This window comes from Flavobacterium sp. KACC 22758, from assembly GCF_028736135.1.
Classification (GTDB): Bacteria; Bacteroidota; Bacteroidia; order Flavobacteriales; family Flavobacteriaceae; genus Flavobacterium; species Flavobacterium johnsoniae.
In genome coordinates this window covers 3633157-3651663 of record NZ_CP117878.1, presented here as the reverse complement: position 1 = coordinate 3651663, position 18507 = coordinate 3633157, and the positions used below count along the sequence as shown (strand labels likewise).

General features: G+C 36.1%; 25 protein-coding genes, 1 tRNA gene and 1 pseudogene. 18 read left to right on the top strand and 9 right to left on the bottom strand.

Features of this window, described 5'->3' with window-relative positions; all coding sequences use genetic code 11:
* Window positions 1-6: 6 nt before the first annotated feature.
* Both PQ462_RS15385 and PQ462_RS15380 read right to left on the bottom strand, forming a co-directional pair.
* Complete coding sequence (locus tag PQ462_RS15385; protein WP_337992963.1) at window positions 7-1209, bottom strand: relaxase/mobilization nuclease domain-containing protein; 1203 nt, start codon at window positions 1207-1209, stop codon at window positions 7-9.
* Window positions 1210-1256: 47 nt separating this feature from the next.
* On the bottom strand, window positions 1257-1649 hold the full coding sequence (locus tag PQ462_RS15380; protein WP_274250649.1) for a plasmid mobilization protein: 393 nt from the start codon (window positions 1647-1649) through the stop codon (window positions 1257-1259).
* A gap of 290 nt (window positions 1650-1939) precedes the next feature.
* Here PQ462_RS15380 and PQ462_RS15375 point away from each other — a divergent pair, with 290 nt between their 5' ends.
* From PQ462_RS15375 to PQ462_RS15360, 4 genes are all read left to right on the top strand, one after another.
* A complete protein-coding gene (locus tag PQ462_RS15375) occupies window positions 1940-2236 on the top strand; it encodes a hypothetical protein (protein WP_274250648.1) in 297 nt (98 codons plus the stop codon).
* 125 nt (window positions 2237-2361) lie between these two features.
* Complete coding sequence (locus tag PQ462_RS15370) at window positions 2362-2817, top strand: MauE/DoxX family redox-associated membrane protein (RefSeq protein WP_274250647.1); 456 nt, start codon at window positions 2362-2364, stop codon at window positions 2815-2817.
* Complete coding sequence (locus tag PQ462_RS15365) at window positions 2814-3887, top strand: hypothetical protein (protein WP_274250646.1); 1074 nt, start codon at window positions 2814-2816, stop codon at window positions 3885-3887. The genes PQ462_RS15370 and PQ462_RS15365 overlap by 4 nt, the downstream gene beginning before the upstream one ends.
* 76 nt (window positions 3888-3963) lie before the next feature.
* Entirely contained in the window at window positions 3964-4242 is a 279-nt protein-coding gene (locus tag PQ462_RS15360; protein ID WP_274250645.1) for a hypothetical protein, read from the top strand.
* Window positions 4243-4274: 32 nt separating this feature from the next.
* On the opposite strand, the gene PQ462_RS15355 is transcribed toward PQ462_RS15360, so the two are convergent.
* The gene (locus PQ462_RS15355; RefSeq protein ID WP_274250644.1) at window positions 4275-4784 is read right to left on the bottom strand and encodes an alpha/beta hydrolase family protein; all 510 of its coding nucleotides are present in this window, start codon (window positions 4782-4784) and stop codon (window positions 4275-4277) included.
* A 13-nt stretch (window positions 4785-4797) separates the two neighbouring features.
* On the opposite strand from PQ462_RS15355, the gene PQ462_RS15350 reads away from it, so the two are divergent.
* From PQ462_RS15350 to PQ462_RS15310, 9 genes are all read left to right on the top strand, one after another.
* Complete coding sequence (locus PQ462_RS15350; protein ID WP_274250643.1) at window positions 4798-5070, top strand: hypothetical protein; 273 nt, start codon at window positions 4798-4800, stop codon at window positions 5068-5070.
* Between the two features lie 12 nt (window positions 5071-5082).
* Window positions 5083-5706, top strand: coding sequence for a conjugative transposon protein TraK (gene traK / locus PQ462_RS15345; RefSeq protein ID WP_274250642.1), 624 nt, complete (start codon window positions 5083-5085; stop codon window positions 5704-5706).
* Window positions 5707-5786: 80 nt separating this feature from the next.
* A complete protein-coding gene (locus tag PQ462_RS15340; protein ID WP_274250641.1) occupies window positions 5787-6155 on the top strand; it encodes a hypothetical protein in 369 nt (122 codons plus the stop codon).
* A 4-nt stretch (window positions 6156-6159) separates the two neighbouring features.
* Window positions 6160-7446 carry a conjugative transposon protein TraM gene (gene traM / locus PQ462_RS15335; RefSeq protein WP_274250640.1) on the top strand — a complete coding sequence of 429 codons (1287 nt, stop codon included), beginning with the start codon at window positions 6160-6162 and terminating at the stop codon, window positions 7444-7446.
* A 17-nt stretch (window positions 7447-7463) separates the two neighbouring features.
* Window positions 7464-8294 (top strand): conjugative transposon protein TraN, encoded by an 831-nt coding sequence (gene traN / locus PQ462_RS15330; RefSeq protein ID WP_274250639.1) that lies wholly within the window; start codon window positions 7464-7466, stop codon window positions 8292-8294.
* Window positions 8295-8321: 27 nt separating this feature from the next.
* Window positions 8322-9125 carry a hypothetical protein gene (locus tag PQ462_RS15325; RefSeq protein ID WP_184160580.1) on the top strand — a complete coding sequence of 268 codons (804 nt, stop codon included), beginning with the start codon at window positions 8322-8324 and terminating at the stop codon, window positions 9123-9125.
* 26 nt (window positions 9126-9151) lie between these two features.
* Complete coding sequence (locus PQ462_RS15320) at window positions 9152-10183, top strand: hypothetical protein (RefSeq protein ID WP_184160582.1); 1032 nt, start codon at window positions 9152-9154, stop codon at window positions 10181-10183.
* 22 nt (window positions 10184-10205) lie between these two features.
* Window positions 10206-10493 carry a hypothetical protein gene (locus PQ462_RS15315; RefSeq protein ID WP_184160584.1) on the top strand — a complete coding sequence of 96 codons (288 nt, stop codon included), beginning with the start codon at window positions 10206-10208 and terminating at the stop codon, window positions 10491-10493.
* A gap of 83 nt (window positions 10494-10576) precedes the next feature.
* Window positions 10577-10852, top strand: coding sequence for a DNA-binding protein (locus PQ462_RS15310; RefSeq protein ID WP_184160586.1), 276 nt, complete (start codon window positions 10577-10579; stop codon window positions 10850-10852).
* 348 nt (window positions 10853-11200) lie between these two features.
* Here the strand turns inward: PQ462_RS15310 and PQ462_RS15305 are convergent, their stop codons facing one another.
* The 6 genes and pseudogenes from PQ462_RS15305 to PQ462_RS15280 all read right to left on the bottom strand — a co-directional run bounded on the left by PQ462_RS15305 (window position 11201) and on the right by PQ462_RS15280 (window position 15683).
* Window positions 11201-12508 carry a site-specific integrase gene (locus PQ462_RS15305; RefSeq protein ID WP_274250638.1) on the bottom strand — a complete coding sequence of 436 codons (1308 nt, stop codon included), beginning with the start codon at window positions 12506-12508 and terminating at the stop codon, window positions 11201-11203.
* Between the two features lie 290 nt (window positions 12509-12798).
* Window positions 12799-12882: transfer RNA gene (locus tag PQ462_RS15300), tRNA-Tyr, on the bottom strand.
* Between the two features lie 485 nt (window positions 12883-13367).
* Window positions 13368-13754, bottom strand: a pseudogene (locus PQ462_RS15295) (peroxiredoxin family protein); the annotation flags it as partial.
* A gap of 18 nt (window positions 13755-13772) precedes the next feature.
* Window positions 13773-14534, bottom strand: coding sequence for a DUF4369 domain-containing protein (locus PQ462_RS15290; RefSeq protein ID WP_012026317.1), 762 nt, complete (start codon window positions 14532-14534; stop codon window positions 13773-13775).
* 259 nt (window positions 14535-14793) lie between these two features.
* Window positions 14794-15234 (bottom strand): KTSC domain-containing protein, encoded by a 441-nt coding sequence (locus PQ462_RS15285; protein ID WP_012026316.1) that lies wholly within the window; start codon window positions 15232-15234, stop codon window positions 14794-14796.
* Between the two features lie 200 nt (window positions 15235-15434).
* A complete protein-coding gene (locus PQ462_RS15280) occupies window positions 15435-15683 on the bottom strand; it encodes a hypothetical protein (protein WP_012026315.1) in 249 nt (82 codons plus the stop codon).
* A gap of 84 nt (window positions 15684-15767) precedes the next feature.
* Here PQ462_RS15280 and PQ462_RS15275 point away from each other — a divergent pair, with 84 nt between their 5' ends.
* From PQ462_RS15275 to PQ462_RS15255, 5 genes are all read left to right on the top strand, one after another.
* Window positions 15768-16322 (top strand): hypothetical protein, encoded by a 555-nt coding sequence (locus tag PQ462_RS15275; protein WP_274250637.1) that lies wholly within the window; start codon window positions 15768-15770, stop codon window positions 16320-16322.
* Window positions 16309-16449 (top strand): hypothetical protein, encoded by a 141-nt coding sequence (locus PQ462_RS15270; RefSeq protein WP_085950295.1) that lies wholly within the window; start codon window positions 16309-16311, stop codon window positions 16447-16449. Before PQ462_RS15275 ends, PQ462_RS15270 begins: the two co-directional genes overlap by 14 nt.
* 88 nt (window positions 16450-16537) lie before the next feature.
* Entirely contained in the window at window positions 16538-16771 is a 234-nt protein-coding gene (locus PQ462_RS15265) for a hypothetical protein (protein WP_274250636.1), read from the top strand.
* A complete protein-coding gene (locus PQ462_RS15260; RefSeq protein WP_274250635.1) occupies window positions 16743-17141 on the top strand; it encodes a YchJ family protein in 399 nt (132 codons plus the stop codon). Before PQ462_RS15265 ends, PQ462_RS15260 begins: the two co-directional genes overlap by 29 nt.
* 106 nt (window positions 17142-17247) lie before the next feature.
* Entirely contained in the window at window positions 17248-18366 is a 1119-nt protein-coding gene (locus tag PQ462_RS15255; protein WP_012026311.1) for a vWA domain-containing protein, read from the top strand.
* Window positions 18367-18507: the final 141 nt, after the last annotated feature.

Here is an 18507-nt window from a genome sequence, read left to right as displayed (position 1 = left end):
TTTTAGTTAATAATCGGACTGTCCTTTTCCTTTTTTTCGTTTCTTTTTTCTTTTCAGCTGAGAGGGAATAAAATCAGCGGAAAACTCAGGCTGCAGCACCGAATCAATTATCTTTTGAAGCTCGCCAGCGGAAATAAATGAGGACTGCGATGGTTTATTTTTTAATGCATTATCCTCAAGAATTTCAACGGCGGCTCTGCCGGTGTTAAAACCTTCGAGGCAGCAGCGTTCTTCTATGCCGGAAGCTGAGTAAGTTTTTCCCAGAGAGCTCCCGTTAAATACACATTTTGTTTTATGGTCTATATAGGTTAAGCCATAAAGAATCCCCTGTTCATTTCTTCGTTCAGCGGTCTTGATTCCATCTTTTATCAGAATTCTGTCAAGATCAAAAGCTGACTTTATTCTGTTATGCATAAAGGCGAGATCAACTGCATTTTTTACTCTTTTTAAATGTGGATTGCGGCTTGTTTTATTTGCAGCAAATTTTAATTCCAGATTTTTAAGGGTAGGTTTCATGTAAAAACTGCTGGCTTTTAAGGGAACGCCCACAGGCTGCTTTTTATCGTTAAGAATCTGGTAAACCAGACCTTTATGGAGAAACATTCTTGAATCTTTGCTACCCTGCACAGCGGTAACGTTATAAAGATTCAGCACTGCATTTAATTCTCCTAGGGTGGTATATTTATAATTAGGAATTATTGCGTTTAACACAGCAGCAACTGATTTTTTAGTTTCAGCTGTTCCATACTTTATAACACTGCTTTGCACAGGTTTTATATTTAGTATTTTTTCCTTTTGTCTGCCCTTTGCAGGAACAAGGTTGAATGCCTTTTCAATTTCTTTACGAGCTGTTTCAGATTGGTTCCTGCCAATGTTCTGCATGTCAATTCTCTTTCCGTCAGACTTCACTTTTACAGAGACGATATGGATATGGGGATGTCCTGCATCATAATGCTGGTAGACCAGATACGGCTGGAATCCGAACCCGATTTTTTCCATATAAGAATGCGCAATTTCCATCAGCTTTTCCTTTGAAATATTGCTTTCAGAGGAATCGAAATTTAGCGATATGTGAACGCTTCCGCGCTTGACATTTGTATTTAATTCGAGCTGTTGTAAAAGCAGTTTCAACCTTAAGTCCTTACGAAGCTCGGAGGCTTCAGCAGGATAATTTCCTTCTCCTATAAGTTCTGCTTTTCCTGCTTCCATTTTATTTTCATTGTAATTGAAAATGCTTCTGACTGATGACCCCGTATTTATGACTGCAACCATTTTTCAGCAAGATTTCGGATAGTTATTTTAATATCTTCAATAGAATTGAACAGCATTTTTTTATCTGTTTCAAAACCCAGAATCCACATTTTTAAATCAGGAATCTGTGAAAGCGAGTGCAGTTTTTTCACTGCCTGATTAAAATTGTTTCCAATGGGATTCAGCTCTGTTCTGAGCCTTGTTAATTCGGATATTAAATCATCAAGAGACTGGTTTCTGTATTTTAAAACAACAGGTTTTTGGAGCAGATTTTTTCGGGCAAAATCACTCAGTTTTGGGCTGAGCGACTCTGCAAAATATTTCTGAAGGATCTTGTATTCCTGCTCACTGAGCCTGAGATGGAGCCATCTGTTTCTGTTTTTTTTCTCGTCTTTCATCATTTTTCCTTTTCATTCGACATTACAAATCTTCCAGTTTTCACTGCCAGCGAGTTCCGAGCAGAGAGGCAGCAAGATATCGGTTGTGATACAACCGGACATCTTGCAGATTGCTGCAAGACAGGCAATCTTAAAGAGTCTGTATAAAAACTCAGACCACTTCAAATATTTAGACGAATTTATACAGGAAAATTGATTACGTACCATCATGGGTAAATTTTACTTATGATGGCTTAAGTCTGTATAGCTATCTTTATACTTTAATTTAAAAATTTTAAAACGCTAGATGTATGATGACAAACAATGAAGTAGCCCAGGTGTTTGATACGGTTCTCAGCACTCCCGGCATGAATGAGCAGGTAAGGATCGATACGAGGATTTCAAGGAAGGCAATCCTTCTATTGCACCAGATTATCGACGGAGGATTTAAGGGCAACGAGGTAAAGGAAGACATGCCGTTCTCGGGTCTTGTTTCCGGTGCTACACAAGAGGAATTAAAAGTTCTCGCAGCCGACTGCCTAAAAAAAGGAGGGCTTGAAGAGATAAACGAGAAGCTGCTGAAGCTGAGCGCAGCAGCAAAAAAATGACTTTAAAAGGATGCCTGCGGCATCCTTTATTTTTTATCCTTTTGATAAAGTTTCTGCACCTTTTGGCAAAGCTTTAAAAGCAATATGCTTATTAATTTAGCATAACAACTATGAAGCTACTACAAATGAAATTTTCAGTAAAATTTTTATCGATTACAGAAGAAATAATATGTTTCAGTCTTATTGTGCTTTTTGTATATGCATCAATGAGCAAAATCCTTGATTATGAGAATTTCAGGGTCGAACTAGGTCAATCTCCGGTATTGAGTGCTTATGCAGGTGCAGCAGCTCCAAGCGTTCTTATTGCAGAGCTTTTAACGGCTTTGTTTCTTGCATGGAAACCGTACAGAAAATTTGCGCTTCTAGCATCCTTTATCCTTATGGCAATGTTTACATGCTATATTATTATCATTTTAAATTTCAGTGATTACATACCCTGCTCTTGTGGAGGCGTCCTGCAGCGTCTGGGTTGGCGGGACCACATTATTTTCAATATTGTATTTGTGATTATTTCAGGCACCGGATTTTTTATTATCGAGAATAAAAAGTATAAAAATTCCACTAAAACTTTTACTGTATGAAACCGATAAATATTTTGTTCAGCCTTTTAGGAGCACTTTTAGGAAGTGTAGCTTTTGTTACGCTGCTGCTTTTTTCTTCTGAATCAGCAATGCAGAAAGAGAACCCTTTCACCAGGAGGTTTATTCCAATGTCAGCAGAATTTTCAGCAGAATATAAACTGGACGGCTATGGTTATTATTTTGCAGGATCCTACAGAGATAAAATATATCTTGGCAATCACAGCACGCCGCTTTACATTACTGAAATTGATACATTGCTGCGTAAAAGTGCCAAACACAAAATTACCCTTGACAAGTATGATTATCCATTCCAGTCTACAGAAGTAAGAATAGACTATCCTTATTTTTTCCTGTATGATGGTATGGTTCCAGTAATCTTCCGGGGAAATGTTTCAGACTTTTCAGCCAAGACCATAATGGATAAGAAGATTTTTTTTACCGATGCAGCAGTGATAAACGGAAACACTTTTGTCATCAGAGGACAGAAGCCGCCAAGAGGAGAGCATTTAGCTGGACTGCTGGAGATTGGCAACGAGGGTAAGACCAAATTCTTTCCAGATTTTCTGATCAAGCAACAGGATGGAGTGTTTGACACAGACGGGCAGTTTACCTATGATAAAGCTAGTGGTAAAGTTATTTATATCTATTATTATAGGAATGAGTTTATTGCTGCAAACAGTACAATGCAGCTCTCCTTAAGGGGCAGAACAATCGATACAGTTTCAAAGGCAAAACTTGAGATAGTAACTATGAAAGGTTCTGGTGATACAAGGCTTGCTGCGCCTCCTTTAATGGTCAACAGGCAGATAGGTGCGGAAGGGGGAGTTCTTTTTGTGCAGTCCATGCTGATGGGCAAACATGAGTCCATAAAAGTATGGAATACTGCGGGAGCTATTGATCTGTATTATTTAGAAAATGGCCATTACCTGTCCAGTTTTTATGTTTACCATTCTGATAAAAACAAGCTTAAAGAATTTACAGTTACCCAGACTGCCTTTTACGGCATTTTAGGAGATAAAATACAGAAATACAGTTTTGGAAAGCCTGTTAAAAAACATATCAGGCGCTAATAAATTACCGGCCGGTATCAGGGGAACGATCGAAAACCTGCAATAGAGTAGATCATTAATTTTAAATCCATATATTATGAAAACAACTGTGAAAATGCTTGCATTTCCAATGATTGGATTTGCATTAGCCAGTGCTGGAGCTGTAAGCACCAATACTGCAAAAATTAGCAGAGCAGCGTTGCCACCGCAAACTGCTTATATTCATACCCTTGCTGATCCCTGTGAACCAGTACAGGTTGAGTGCAACAGATCCAATGGTCCTACCTGTACTTACGGGATTAATGAAGATGTCGCTTGGGACAAAGACTCTCCGGATGCACCTTGTAATGTCCCTCTTTTTAAGGATCAAAACTAATTAAAAAATGCAGCCTTCGGGCTGCATTTATTTTACAGGTTTTCTTTAAGCCATCTTTCGGACTTCTCTCCTTTCAGATAATGATCAAACCAATGTTTTATTCTCAAACTAAGATCCTTTTGGGATTCTTTGCTTTTGAGATTATGGTCCTCATTCTTATACTGCAGGAATACCGTCTCTTTTTTTAGCCTGCGCATGGCATGGTATAATGCTACGCTTTGGGAAGCAGGAACGGTAACATCTTCCTTACCGCACCAGATAAGCAGCGGCGCAGTTATTTTTTCAGCATGAAAGATTGGAGAGTTTTCATAGTAGGATTCTTTAGCATTATAAAACGAATTCCTCATGCGCCACTGCTGGCTCTCAAAACGCCAAGCTTGTGTGCCTTTGTAATTGTTCTCCGTACTGAAATAATATGCGGTCATATCACTTATTCCAGCTCCTGATACCGCAGCAGCAAAAGAAGAGGAGCGCGTCAAGATGAAATTGACCTCATATCCGCCGAAAGAATGTCCTATCAAACCCGGATACTTAATATTCATGATTATTGGAATTGTGGGGTACTTTACTGTGCCTTCCGTGGCCAATTATATCGTGCATGCATCAGGAGGAAGCGCATTGGGACAGAAAGTGACAAGCTTGTTTGGCGGTTCAACTTCTACTGTCATTGGTGGTGCTGCCACTGCAGCAGGAATGGTAATGGATTCAATGGGAAGTGCAGCAGGCAGAATGAGCCAGAGCATGTCATCTTCAGCAGCTGCTTCGCCTTATTTTGAGGAAAAAGGAAATTACATGAGCGAGAAGCTCAAGGGAAACTCTAAAAATTAAAAGCACTCGATTATGTTTAGTAAAATGAAAAATATAGATACTGCTTTTCGTCATATAAGAGGATTTACAATGCTGGTTATTCTTTGCTGCGCTGCCATAACCTCTTATTCTATTTATAAAAGTTTCAGTTCCGTCGCTTTGATGCACGACAAGGTTTATATCCTCGCAAATGGAAAGGCGCTTGAGGCATTTGCATCAGACCATAAGGATAATGTACCTGTTGAAGCAAGGGATCACGTCAGGACATTCCATCAGTTTTTCTTCAGCCTTGACCCAGATGATAAAGTAATTAAAGCCAATGTTACCAAGGCCTTGTATCTGGCTGATAATTCTGTCAAGCGCATATACGATGATTTAAAAGAAAACGGATATTATTCGGGAATTATATCAGGAAATATAAGCCAGACTGTTATTGTAGACAGCGTCCGCATTGATATTAATGAATATCCCTATCGCTTTAAATGCTATGCCCGGCAGAACATCATAAGGACAACAAGCATATTGAACAGAAATCTGATTACAGAAGGAACGCTGCGAAATGTTTCAAGGAGCGATAACAATCCGCATGGGTTTTTGATTGAACGCTTCAATACTCTTGAGAACAAAGATCTTGGAACAGTAAATCGAAAGCCATGAGAAGTCTGATGCGGAAACAAAGACAGAATGTAAAGTCTTCAAGGTCATATCTGATGATCAGATTCTGGTGGGTAACAAAAATGAATAGGCTGACTAGAGACCTTTCAAATTCACAGCTTAAGTTTTCAGTAATCATTTTTGCGGCCCTTGCAACGATTTTATGTGTTTATAACGCATTGAGCGGTTTTCTGTCAGAAAGTCAAAAATCAATGAACATTGATGCAGTAAAAGTGCTTAAGCCATCTTATAGTGATGAGGTAGGCCATATCCATTCTCTGAATCTTCCATTTAACAAATATGCTGAGAGATCCAATCTCAGCAGATATATTGACAGTGTGATAAATGCGGCAGACTTAATCGATTTGTTTAAAAATCAAAATTCCAACGCTGAAGATTTTAGCAGCAGTCCGAAGCTCAACGAAACGAATTCATCTAACTATAAAAAATAAGATTATGGAACATAAAACACTTTCAGCCAGAGAGAAAAAGAATCGCAGTATGATGCTGGTTCTTCCACTGCTTGTTCTTCCATTTATAACCATGCTGTTCTGGGTGCTTGGAGGAGGCAAAGGAACAGAAAATCCAATTTCAGGAACTGAAAAAAAGGGATTTAATATGCTGCTTCCAAATCCAAAACTAAAGGAAGATTCCAGTTTGGATAAAATGAGCTATTATGACCAGGCATCAATTGATTCTATAAAACTGCAGGAACAAAAAAAGAAAGATCCTAATTATTCGGTTGGTGCGGAAGATAATGATAATCTTGAATCAAAACGTTTTTTTGATACGGATGAGGTTGCATGGAATGATAAACAAAACGGACTGAAAACAGACTATTTCAAACCAGAGAATGAAAAGAAGATGTACCAGAAACTTGAAGCGCTCCAGAAAGCTATTGCGGAACCTCCAAAAGAATATCAGAGCGGTCAGGATATGAGGGAATTTCAGTACCAGAAAATGCCTCACGGTGAATCAGCCGAGTTAAAAAATCTTGAACAGCTCATGGCAGCCATGAGTGCGCCTTCTGAGCCTGATCCTGAACTTGCCCAGCTTGGCGGCATGCTGGAAAATATTCTGGATATCCAGCACCCAGAACGTGTACAGGAGAAACTGCGTCAGAACTCAAAGCTTCAAAAAGGAAAAGTTTTTTCAGTGAACAGAAAAGCTGAAGAGCAAAACCTGAGCTCTCTTCAGACCAACAAAATAAATTATGAGCAGTCAGCAAATTCATTTTATTCGCTTGATGGTGAAATCAACGATGAACAAAATCAGAACGCAGTTGAGGCAGCGGTTCATGAAACGCAGACGATTGTCAACGGTTCTATTGTAAAAATCAGACTTGCAAGTGACGTTTTTATCAATGGCGTACTAATTCCAAAAAACAGTTTCGTTTTTGGGACAGCGTCACTTAAGGGAGAAAGGCTTGAAATAAAGATCAATACCATAAAATACCAGAATTCCATTTTCCCGGTTGAACTATCCGTCTTTGATATAGACGGCATTAAAGGCATTTACATTCCTGGAACCATAAACAGGGATGTAGCAAAAGCATCCGCTGACAGGTCCATGCAGAGTATTGGACTGGCAGGAGTCAGTGATTCTTGGGGAGCTCAGGCGGCAGGAATGGGAGTGGAGGCAGCCAAATCACTTTTAAGCAGGAAAGTTAAGCTGATAAAAGTAGCAGTCAAGGCAGGTTACAAAGTGCTTCTCTACGATGAAAAAGAAAAGAATGAACAATAACTTTAAACTAAAAGAAAATGAAAAATTTAAAGACACTAATTATCACATTTATTTTTCTGGCTGGTTTTTCAGTTTCAGCGCAGTATGATGCTAAAGCTGAATTTAATAATATACAGCTTAGCTATTCAAAAACCACAAGCATTTTATTTCCGTATCCGGTAAAAAGCCTGGATGTCGGAAGCCGTGATGTTCTGGTGCAGAAAGCTAAAGGAGTGGAAAATATACTGCTTCTTAAAGCTGACAAGCAGAATTTTCCACAGACTAACCTGACTGTTGTAACTTCCGACGGTAATCTTTACAGTTTCATTTTAAATTTTGATGATCTGTGTCCTACATTAAATGTGGATGCGCGGTTACGAATTGGTGACGATAAATCGCTGCTGTTTTCTCTTGAGAACGAAAACCAGAAAGAAATAAAAGAATATGCCCTGCTTGCTCTATCCAAGAAAAATAAGGTAAGCGGACTGGGTTCAAAAAATGCAGAAATTGAGTTTAAGGTTGACGGCATATTTATTCATCAGGACGTGATGTATTTCAGAGTGTTTTTAGGGAATGATTCCAGAATTAATTACGATGTGGACCAGCTTCGTTTTTTTATCCGAGACCAGAAAAAATCCAAAAGAACTGCAGCTCAGGAAATAGAAATGACACCGCTTTTATGCACCGGAGAATTTAGCAGGATTTCCGACAAATCACAAACTATAGTAGTTTTTGCCTTATCTAAATTTACGATACCGGAAAAGAAGAAATTCACAATGCAGGTCTTTGAGAAAAATGGAGGCAGGCATCTGGAACTTAACATAAAGAACAGGCACCTGGTTAATCTTGAAATACTGGGTAACCTATAATTAGTACTAATTTAAAATGTAAAGATCATGAACGAGAAAAATGTGCAGTATCTGAAAGACAAGTTAAAATATACCGGCTTCGGAGAAACTTTCGATGCTGAATTAAGGGAGAATATCCTAAAAGGGGATAAAGATTTTAAAATGATCCATACCGGCATTATGAACAATGGTGTTCCTAACAGGGATACCGTTACCGTTGAACTGAATTTTAAAAAGTCCGATCAGAGCGATATGTACTTTTTTAATTCCTATAAGGTGAATCTCCAGAAAGAGGATAATAAGCCGGGACTGGAGCAGACGTTTTATATAAACAGCGATAACACCAGCATTACACTCAAAGAAGCCTATAATTTGATGGAGGGCAGATCAGTTAATAAGGATTTAAAAACTAAAGAAGGAGAAACATATAATTGCTGGTTAAAATTTGACTTCAAAAACAGTGAAAATGATGGAAATTTCAAATTACAGCATTATCATGAGAACTATGGCTATGATTTGGAGGCTGCGCTGGAAAAGCATTCAATCAAAGAACTGCTAACACCGCAGTACAAGGAAGATCTGATGAATTCGCTTAAAAAAGGAAACCTTCAGTCCGTAACTTTTGTTGTCGGCGGAGAGGAGAGAAAACAGTTCGTTGAAGCTAATCCGCAGTTTAAAACCATAAAGGTTTACGATTCTTCTTTACAGCGAATCAATGACCGAGAAAGCAAGACTGAGAAACAGTCCCAATCCAAAGAAAAGAGTGCAGAGCAGAGCACTAATAATGATGAGCCTTCTCAGAAAGAAAAAAAAAGTAATTCCCGTTCAAAAAAAGCAGGAAGATCGGTTTAAGTTTTAATATTAATTAGAGTTCAGCTATGTCTTCTGAAAACAATAGAGTAGAAAATGAGATAAAAGTCTGGCAGTGCAAGGAAGAAAAATTAAAATTTCTATTTCAGAACAGCCCTAATATAGAACGCTCTTTTGGCATAGAGAAACTGAAATTTTTTAAGATGCTCCTTTTTAAATATAAAAAGACGAAAGCTGTAGATGAAAAAATAACTCTCAGGTTTCTTAAGCATGAATATAATAAATTGAAGCATCAAGTCTATCCCAATATCATTGTTAGACTTGTAAATGAAGCGCTTAGTGCTGTCGCTTTTCAAAGGATAGATAAACAGGATTATCTTAAAGATTTGGAATTAAACAAGAAAACTTTAGAGGAACAGCTTATAAAAAGCGGTTTTCATGTGGCTTATGGCAAAGTATTGGAGCATATGCAGGAGCAGCAGTTAAATTTTTCTATTCCTGTTTCTTATCACATCTCAGAGAATGAAAGACTTGAACATTCACTTCAATTTGTAAAAGATGCGCAGGGGGCTTACCAATTTGATGGATTCAGATCAATTCTTTACACAGATTCGTCGCCATCCAGACGCTGTACACATTACTTTAAGAATGAGAAAACTGAGGGCTTCAGCGCTGCAGACGCATACGGAATGCTTGCGGGGAGAGCAGTCCTAAAAGTCGGAACTTGGAAACAGTTTAACTTCAACGACAGGGATCTTAATGACAATTATAGAATGCATGAGTTTCCAGAATCGTATGGATACAATGTAAGCGATGCTTTAAGGACTGTTCCTCTTAAAAATGATGATTATGAGGCAGTTGAATCCCTGGCCGATTCTTTGAAAAAGGGCAGGAGGGAAGAAGTTCTTCTTATGATACAAGGGAGAGAAATGAAGGTTTTTTTGGAAGCAAATCCACGCTTTAAAAACTTGAATTTTTATAACGACAGGATGCAGAAACTTAGTCTGGCGGAAATTAAAAACGGCTGTAAAATTAATCCGTTGCTAAAGCCTCAGCAAAATATTGAGTCGCAGACCGCAAAAAAATCTCATCATATGTGATGTTTATTTATCTTATACAGTTATGGAAAATCTTAATCTTTTATCGGGATTTTTTCAGGCAATCGAAAATGACTTCAGGATCAGCACAACTCACATTGCAATTTTTGCAGCCCTGCTTCAATTTCGTGCAAGCAAAGATTTTGTAAATCCTATTCAGGCTTACAGCATAGAAATCCAGAGTATTGCTAAGATCATGTCTCATAAAACCTATCAAAAATGTATGCGTGAATTGGATGACTACGGTTATTTGATTTATGTGCCTACTAAGAATAAGAACAGAAGGAGCAGTATTTATTTTCACTTGGAATAAGTTGTACTGTAAAAATTGAAAGTAGACAGAGTTTTGTTTTAAAGTAGATGATCAAATATTATAATGAGTAAAACCAGAATTTCATGGAAGAATTTATAACGAAAGATGATTTAAGACAGTTCGGGCTTTACATGGCCGATACGGTGCGTACTGCTGTTGCGGAAGCATTTCAGCCAAAAAATATTGAGCGGGAATCTGAGTGGCTGAAAAGTAAAGCTGTCCGTAGGATGCTTGATATTTCTGCAGGCTCGGTGCAGAATCTTAGAACCTCGCAAAAAGTACGTTTTAAAAAGGTACTTGGATCTTATTATTATAACAGGGAAGATATTCAAAAACTCTTTAGCGATGACAAAGTTTAATAGATTAAAAGAAAGCCATATAATGAGTTTTTTGTCTATGTACGCTAAGGATCCCAAACTTAATGTCTGGCACCTGTCAATTTTGACAGCTATACTGGGGTTAGGATACAAGCAGGGGCAGAGGAGGAGGATAAAAGTAAGTCGCAGTAAAATTATGGAATTATCGCATGTGAACACTCTGCCAACTTATCATAAGTATTTTAAACAACTTCAGGATCTAGGATACGTTAAGTATACCCCTTCGTATCATCCTGGCTATAAGAGCGAAGTAAAACTATGTAAAAAGAGGCTATCTCAAAATATTTGAGATAGCCTCTTTTAAGTTTGAATATGTCTTAAAAATATTTATCAAGAAGAAATGTTGTATTTTTTCTTGATTGCCTGGATTTCTTTTTCCAGTCTACTGAGAACTGCCAAGTCCGGCTTAGACATTTTAGGCTCAGTTTTATTGAGTTTTTTATTTAGAATTGACATTTCACGGCCGATTGTTGCCTGTTCAGTTATGGCGTATGCTTCAGTCTGTTTTACTGATGCGTGGCCCAGTAGTTCTTTAACTACGTTTATAGGAACATTATTGTTTAATGTAACGGTGCTTCCAAAAGTGCGGCGCGCGATGTGAGTATTTAAAGTAAATGGAAATCCGCATAAAACTGCCACTTCTTTCAAGTATTCATTCATTTTCTGATTGGATGAGACAGGCAGTACCGTTCCGCGCTGAATGCATAGCTTATGTTCTTTATATTTTTCAATGATTTTAAGTGCCTGAGGGAGCAGCGGGACATTGGTTGTTGAGTTTGTTTTCTGTCTTTCGGACATAATCCAAAGGTTTCCGTCAATGCCTTCTTTGATATCACTTTTCTTTAATTGGTAAGCGTCTATGTAAGCAAGTCCAGTGTAACATTGGAATACAAATACGTCCCTGACAACATTAAGCCTGTCAGTAGTAAAATAATGCCTTTCCAGTTCATACAGTTCCTGAGTGGTAAGCGGTTTCTTTACCAGTTTTGTTTTTCGCCCCTTAAAGTTCTTAAAAGGATCCTTTGTGATTAATTCCTTATCAATCGCGCGGATTACAATCTTTTTGAAATTTGCAATGTATTTTAGTGTAGTGTTATTGCTGCAGTCTCGCACTGTTCTAAGATAAAACTCAAAGTCTTTAACAAATTCGAGATTCAAATCCGCAAATTCAACATCCTCTTTTTTAAACTTGAATTTAATAAAAGCAGTTAAATGGTTTTTAGTAATGGTAAACCTGTCAAGAGTGCCTTTTGCATATCCTTTTCCTAGAAGAGCCTTCATTTCGTCATTATGCTTTTGAAATTCTTCCAGAACCTTGATTTTTGGTGCTGTTCTTCCAAGAATTTGATCCATGATTTTTTCAGCAGTTATATGTTTTCCGCTGTAGAGCATTTCAGTTTTGATTTCATTGATTTTAATTGTCAGTGAATCAAGAAAGAAGTTTAAAGACTTTGCATCTTCTTTAGAGCCAACCGCTCGTTCGGTTTTTTGGTCCCATCTTGAATACTCCCATTTGCGTTTGGTTGATGCTTCTTTAGGGATGCCGTCTACGGTTATTCTAAAGTAAACCGTTCTAATTCTTTTGTCATTACTGGTTATTTTCATAAAGAAAACTAACCCAAAACTGTTTTCTAACATAATTCAGTCTTTTTAGATTAATAAATGTAGAATTATAGCGTCAAAAAAACAAGTCGTTAACCTCGTTAACCCCTTTGGTTATAAGGGATTTATTCAATTTCTGTGGCAGTTTTTCGTGGAAACCAAAAGTGCCACGATTCTGCCATAGAGATTTTGAGCGGTTTTAAAAAATATGAAAAGCAGCATAAATGAAAAAAGCCTGCGAATCTTACGATTTGCAGGCTTTACCACGTTTTTTAGGGGTTTTTGAAAAGATTGAAAAAGTGACCTTTTTACTTCTTTTACCCTTTTGGTGGGGAGAGCAGGATTCGAACCTGCGAAGTTTTCACAGCAGATTTACAGTCTGCCCTCGTTGGCCGCTTGAGTATCTCCCCGAATCTCTAGCGTTGTGCTTTGTTGTTCTAAGCGGTTGCAAAGATAGGAACTCTTTCTACATTTCCAAACAAAAAAATGACTTAATTTTAAGTTATTTTAAAGTTATTTTTTAATTCATTGGAATTGAATAAAATAAAAAAACTCTAATTTGTATTTTTTTTAATTTATTTCTAAAAGTAGGAATATTTTTATGGTAAAATCATTGCTTTATGTTTTAATTTTACCTTAAATTAAGTCGGCAGCTATTACTTTTATTGATATAATTTAAATAAAGATTCATAAAAAATATATTGAATATTGTTTTAGAATTGACTTCTGCAAAATTTAAAAGCATTATTACAATTTTAAATAACTCTTCAAATGAGCTTTTTTAAGCCAGGTTTTTGTTTTTTGTTGATAAACTTCCATTTCTAAATTATGATACTGTATAGAACAAAAAAATCTCCCTAAGGAGATTTTTTTTTGACTTATTTTAAAAGGAGAATTATTTTGCTAATAATTCTAATATTTTAGCTCTCAATTCTGGACCTCTTAAATCCTGAGCAACCACTTTTCCTGATGCGTCAAGAATAAAAGTTGCCGGAATTGATTCAACATTATATTGTTTTGCAATTGGTTCATCCCAGAATTTTAGGTTTGAAACATGAGTCCATGTTAAACCGTCAGCTGCAATAGCTTCTTTCCAGTGTTCAGCATCTTTATCTAAAGACACACCAATAATATTTAATCCTTTTGAATGCAGCTCTTTGTAAATAGCCACAACATTTGGGTTTTCTTTTCTGCATGGTCCGCACCATGAAGCCCAGAAATCAACAATAGTTACTTTGCCTAAGCTTTCTTTAAGCGAAACTACTTTTCCTTGTGGGTTAGGAGCCGAAAAATCTGCTCTTCATTTAGCGCTGCCAACTGGAGGAGCTGTTGCACCAACCGCAGGCATTTTTGCTTGACCTAGTCTAGATTTAATTTCTTTACCAGGAGTTGTATTTTTTACAGACTCATCTAAAGCGTTGTATAAACTTTCAGCTTTTTTCATATCTGTACTTGGATCATTGATCATTCCTTGTAAAATCAATACAGAAATAAAAGATTTTGGGTGACCTTCGGCATAAGCTAAGTATTTCTTTTTGCTGTTAGCTTGTACTTCTGTTTGAATTTCCATGTATTGTTTCATCAAGCTGTTGATAGTTGCTGTATCTTGAGCTTGTTGAGCTTGCTGCATTTTCTGAGTATTCTTTTTCTGAAAATCAATTAAGCTTTTTTGAGTTTTGTTTAATTCTTCGTTGAATTTTACGTACTCATCATTGTTGTAAGTTCCAGAAACTTTAGATTTATGAATACTGTCTTTATCAATTTCAATATTAATTTCTCCAGTCTCTAATATAAATGGATATGGCTGGTTAGCACCTTGAATGATTAGAGTGTGGAAAGCAGGCTCAGTAACTTTTCCTTTAATTTCAAATTTTCCATTTTCAACTTTTACTGTATCCAGCGCAACTGACATTCTTGTAGCAGGATCTAAACCTTGAAGAATGATTGTTTTTCCGTTTTCAATTCCTTTTGCAGTACCTGTAATAAGGTATTCTCCATCTTTAACTTTACTGCATGAAATTATAGCTGCAGAAGCTGTAAGTAAAAAAAGTATTTTTTTCATTATAAAAAATTAATTAGTTAATTGATTTGTGCAACAAAAGTATCTAAAATTATAAAACATATAGAATTTTGTAACCTAAAATTTTGTTATAGTTTTTTTTGTTCTAATCGTCCTAAAATCAGGGGTTTTGTTGCTTTTATTTGATTTAAAACTCCTATTTGTTTTTTGTTTATAACGTGAAGATAGGATTTTTATAATAATAAAGTATAAAAAAAGCACTCTGTAAAAAGAGTGCTTTCTGAAATATTTTTGAATAAAATTATTCTTGATTTGTTTTCTTTCTCCAGGTAAAAGCATTTAAGATATGTCTTTTTGCAAACCTTGCAGGAGAATCAGCATTTACCATTTTTACGTAAGTTGCTTTAGGAACACTGATGTATTCGTAAACACTTCCATTAGAAAAATCAATAATCAAACGTCCTTCTACAAATTTAAAATCAGTAATAGAACAAGTTGAAATTGTTTCTGTGTACTCAGGTAAATTAAGTTTGATAGTATCAGGGTGAATACTTACTAAAAAGTGGTAAGCTTCAATAATCGTTTTACTTTTTTCTTCTGCAGCTTTAAGACCAGCTTCATCTCCAACAAATTTATCTGGATGAGATTCTTTCATCGCATTACGATAAATTGTTTTTAAATCTTTTAATTCTGCAGTTTTCTCTACGTTTAGTAACTTGCGGTATTCAACTATTTTTTTCATAAATAAAAGGTAACTACTTGTCTATTAGTTTGAAATTGATCTTTTTTAGTTCAAATCGACAAATTTTTTGCAAAGGTACACTTTTTTTTAACTTTTCAGTTTTCATGTAAAAAATATTCTTTTCGAATTATGAATTATGAATTATGAATTATCTTGTTATGCATAAAGATAAAACCCATAATTCATAACTTATAACTTTTTTAGTTTCCCGGTTTATGATTTGCTTTATCAAAGTTTCTTGACTTTTTAGGATATTTATCGTAGCTGATATCGCTTGGGTTCTCAATAACAGATTTTATGGTAACCCAGTCGCCAACTTTAAAATTAGACTCAACCGTTTTATAATCTAAAAGATATTCTCCACAGAAATAATTGTTGTTTTCATCTTTTTCGATTACGCCGGTGTAAACTCCTTTTTGCGGCAATTTTTCATGTGAATCTTTAGACATGTTTTTATATTTTAAATTGAAGAAGCAAAGTTAATCAATTTAGTTTGTTTTGGGGAGTTCGCTGTAATCTGAGTATATTTGCACATGCAGAAAAATTTTAAACCCCATCCTAATTCATTCAAAAATACGTTTTGTGTTTTTAATGAAGTACTTCCAAATGAAATTGAAGGTTTAAAGAAACAATTCGAAAGCAAAGCAGGAAGTTCTTATTATTATACCGAAGCCGGAATGTATCGCGTATCAAACCATTGGGGAAGATTAGCCAATAGTAAATGGCGTTTACTGGCTCGTGAGCCCGAAACTGAGTCAAAAACAAAAATAGGATTTGCTCTTTGGGAAGAGTTTTATCCGGATAATGCCGATGAAAAACTATATTATATAGAAGCCGATTTTGAAAAAAATCTCGCAAATTATCAGCATAAAAAAAATCCAGAATACGACGGAAAAGCAATTTTAAGGACAAGTTTTGAAACGACAAAACGTTTAAAACAAGTCAGAAATTTGCAGCAATTAACTTCATGGGCAAAACATTTTGAATATGGAGATATAAACGATTTGAGAAAAGAGATAATTACAGAACTGATTTTTACCGAAAAAAGTTTAGAAGAAATTAAAAGAGCAATATATGGGACGCAATAATGAACGAAACATCAAAATTCACAATGACAAATTGCACAAAGCCCAGGCAAAGAAAAAACAAGCCGAAGTTTCCCGCAAAGAAAAGCTGAAAGAAATTGTGAAAAAATTCAACGAAAGTAAAGAGTAATAAATTATAGTTTCAAGTTTTAGGGTTTCAAGTTGCTGTATAACGTGAAACTTGGAAACCTAAAACTTGAAACCTAAAAAAAATAACCATGAGTAATAAATTCGAAACATTAAAAGCCAGCGTTCAGGAAATCATTGATTTAATTGCTGCAGGAGATACAAGAGAAGCCAATAATAAACTTCTTGAAGTAAGTGATACACTAGATGAAATGATTGATTTTGCTGAAGAAGATGAAGAAGTGAGAGAAATCAGCCGTTATCAGGTTTTATTAAATCAGCTTCACGTTAAAATTAATGGAGAAGAACCGGTCGATGGAGAATAAAACCTGCTTTTGCGACACAGGATTACTTTTTGAAAATTGCTGCGGATTATATCTTCAAAAGAATCAAAAAGCACCAACAGCTTTGGCTTTAATGCGTTCCAGATATTCGGCTTATGCTAGCCATAATGCTGATTATCTTATAGAAACGACCTATATTTCTGAAAGAAAATATTATTCTAAAACAGAAATTTTAAGGTGGGCACAAGAAAATAAATGGCAGAAACTGGAAATTTTGAGTTTTACCGAAAATACAGTTGAGTTTAAAGCTTATTTTTTAGATTCTGTGCAAAAAACTCAAATACATTACGAATTTTCTACTTTTAAATTCGAAAATGGCTCTTGGTTTTATGTTGATGGAAAGTTTGAATAATTATTATATCTAACACCGTTAGCAGTAGATTTTGGTTGAATATTTTAACTAAAAATTAATAAACGTTTCGTTTTTCATAATTCTAAAAAAACGTAATTTTAAAATTATGAAAAACGAATTTAAAAAAGGTTTTTATTTTAAGTCGTACGAAGCCCCTTTTCAGTCTCCGTTTGAAAAACTTTTTGGCATTTTCAAAGAGCTGATCACCCATACTTCGGGTGATTTTGATGAAGCAATCAGCTGGCTTCGTGAGTTAGATATAGAATATAAACTGACCGACGAGAACTACACAATCGATGATTTTATCGAAGATTTAAAAAAGAAAGGTTACATAAAAGACGAAGTCAAAGAAGACGGAACGAACGGTTTTGGGATTACGGCTAAAACAGAACGTGCGATTCGCCAGCAGGCTTTAGATCAGATTTTTGGAAATCTGAAACGTTCCGGAAACGGAAATCACAAAACAAAACATGCCGGAAATGGTGATGAACATACCGGAGAATTTCGTGAATTTAATTTTGGCGACGGTTTAGAACGTATTTCGTTAACCGAAAGTCTGCGAAATGCCCAAATCAATAACGGTGTCGAAAGTTTCATGCTGACCGAAAACGACTTGGTTGTAGAAGAAACACAGCACAAGGCACAAATGAGCACCGTTTTAATGATTGACATAAGCCACAGTATGATTTTGTATGGCGAAGATAGAATCACGCCTGCCAAAAAAGTTGCAATGGCTTTGGCAGAATTAATCACAACACGTTATCCAAAAGATACACTTGATATTTTGGTTTTTGGAAATGATGCCTGGACAATCCCAATTAAAGATTTACCGTATTTGCAAGTTGGACCTTATCATACAAATACAGTTGCCGGACTTCAGTTAGCAATGGATATTTTACGCCGAAAACGAAATACCAACAAGCAGATTTTTATGATTACCGACGGAAAGCCAAGCTGCGTGCGCGAACGTGACGGTTCGTATTATATGAACAGCAACGGTCTCGACGAATATATAGTAGATAAATGCTATACACAAGCACAACAGGCCAGAAAATTACATATTCCAATTACGACTTTTATGATTGCTAATGATCCGTATTTGCAGCGTTTTGTAAATCATTTCACAGAAGCCAATCAAGGAAAAGCATTTTATACAGGATTAAAAGGTCTGGGCGAAATGATTTTTGAAGATTATGAAACGAATAGGAAGAAGAGAGTTAGGTAAAGTGTTCATTCACAGTAATCAGTCTCTGCCACAGTTGTCACGCTGAGCGAAGTCAAAGCGCTGCTTTTGCCGGCTGGTATTTAAATTAAATTCAGGGCTTATTATCTGCAGAAGATAAAAACAATAACAAAATCGATATTT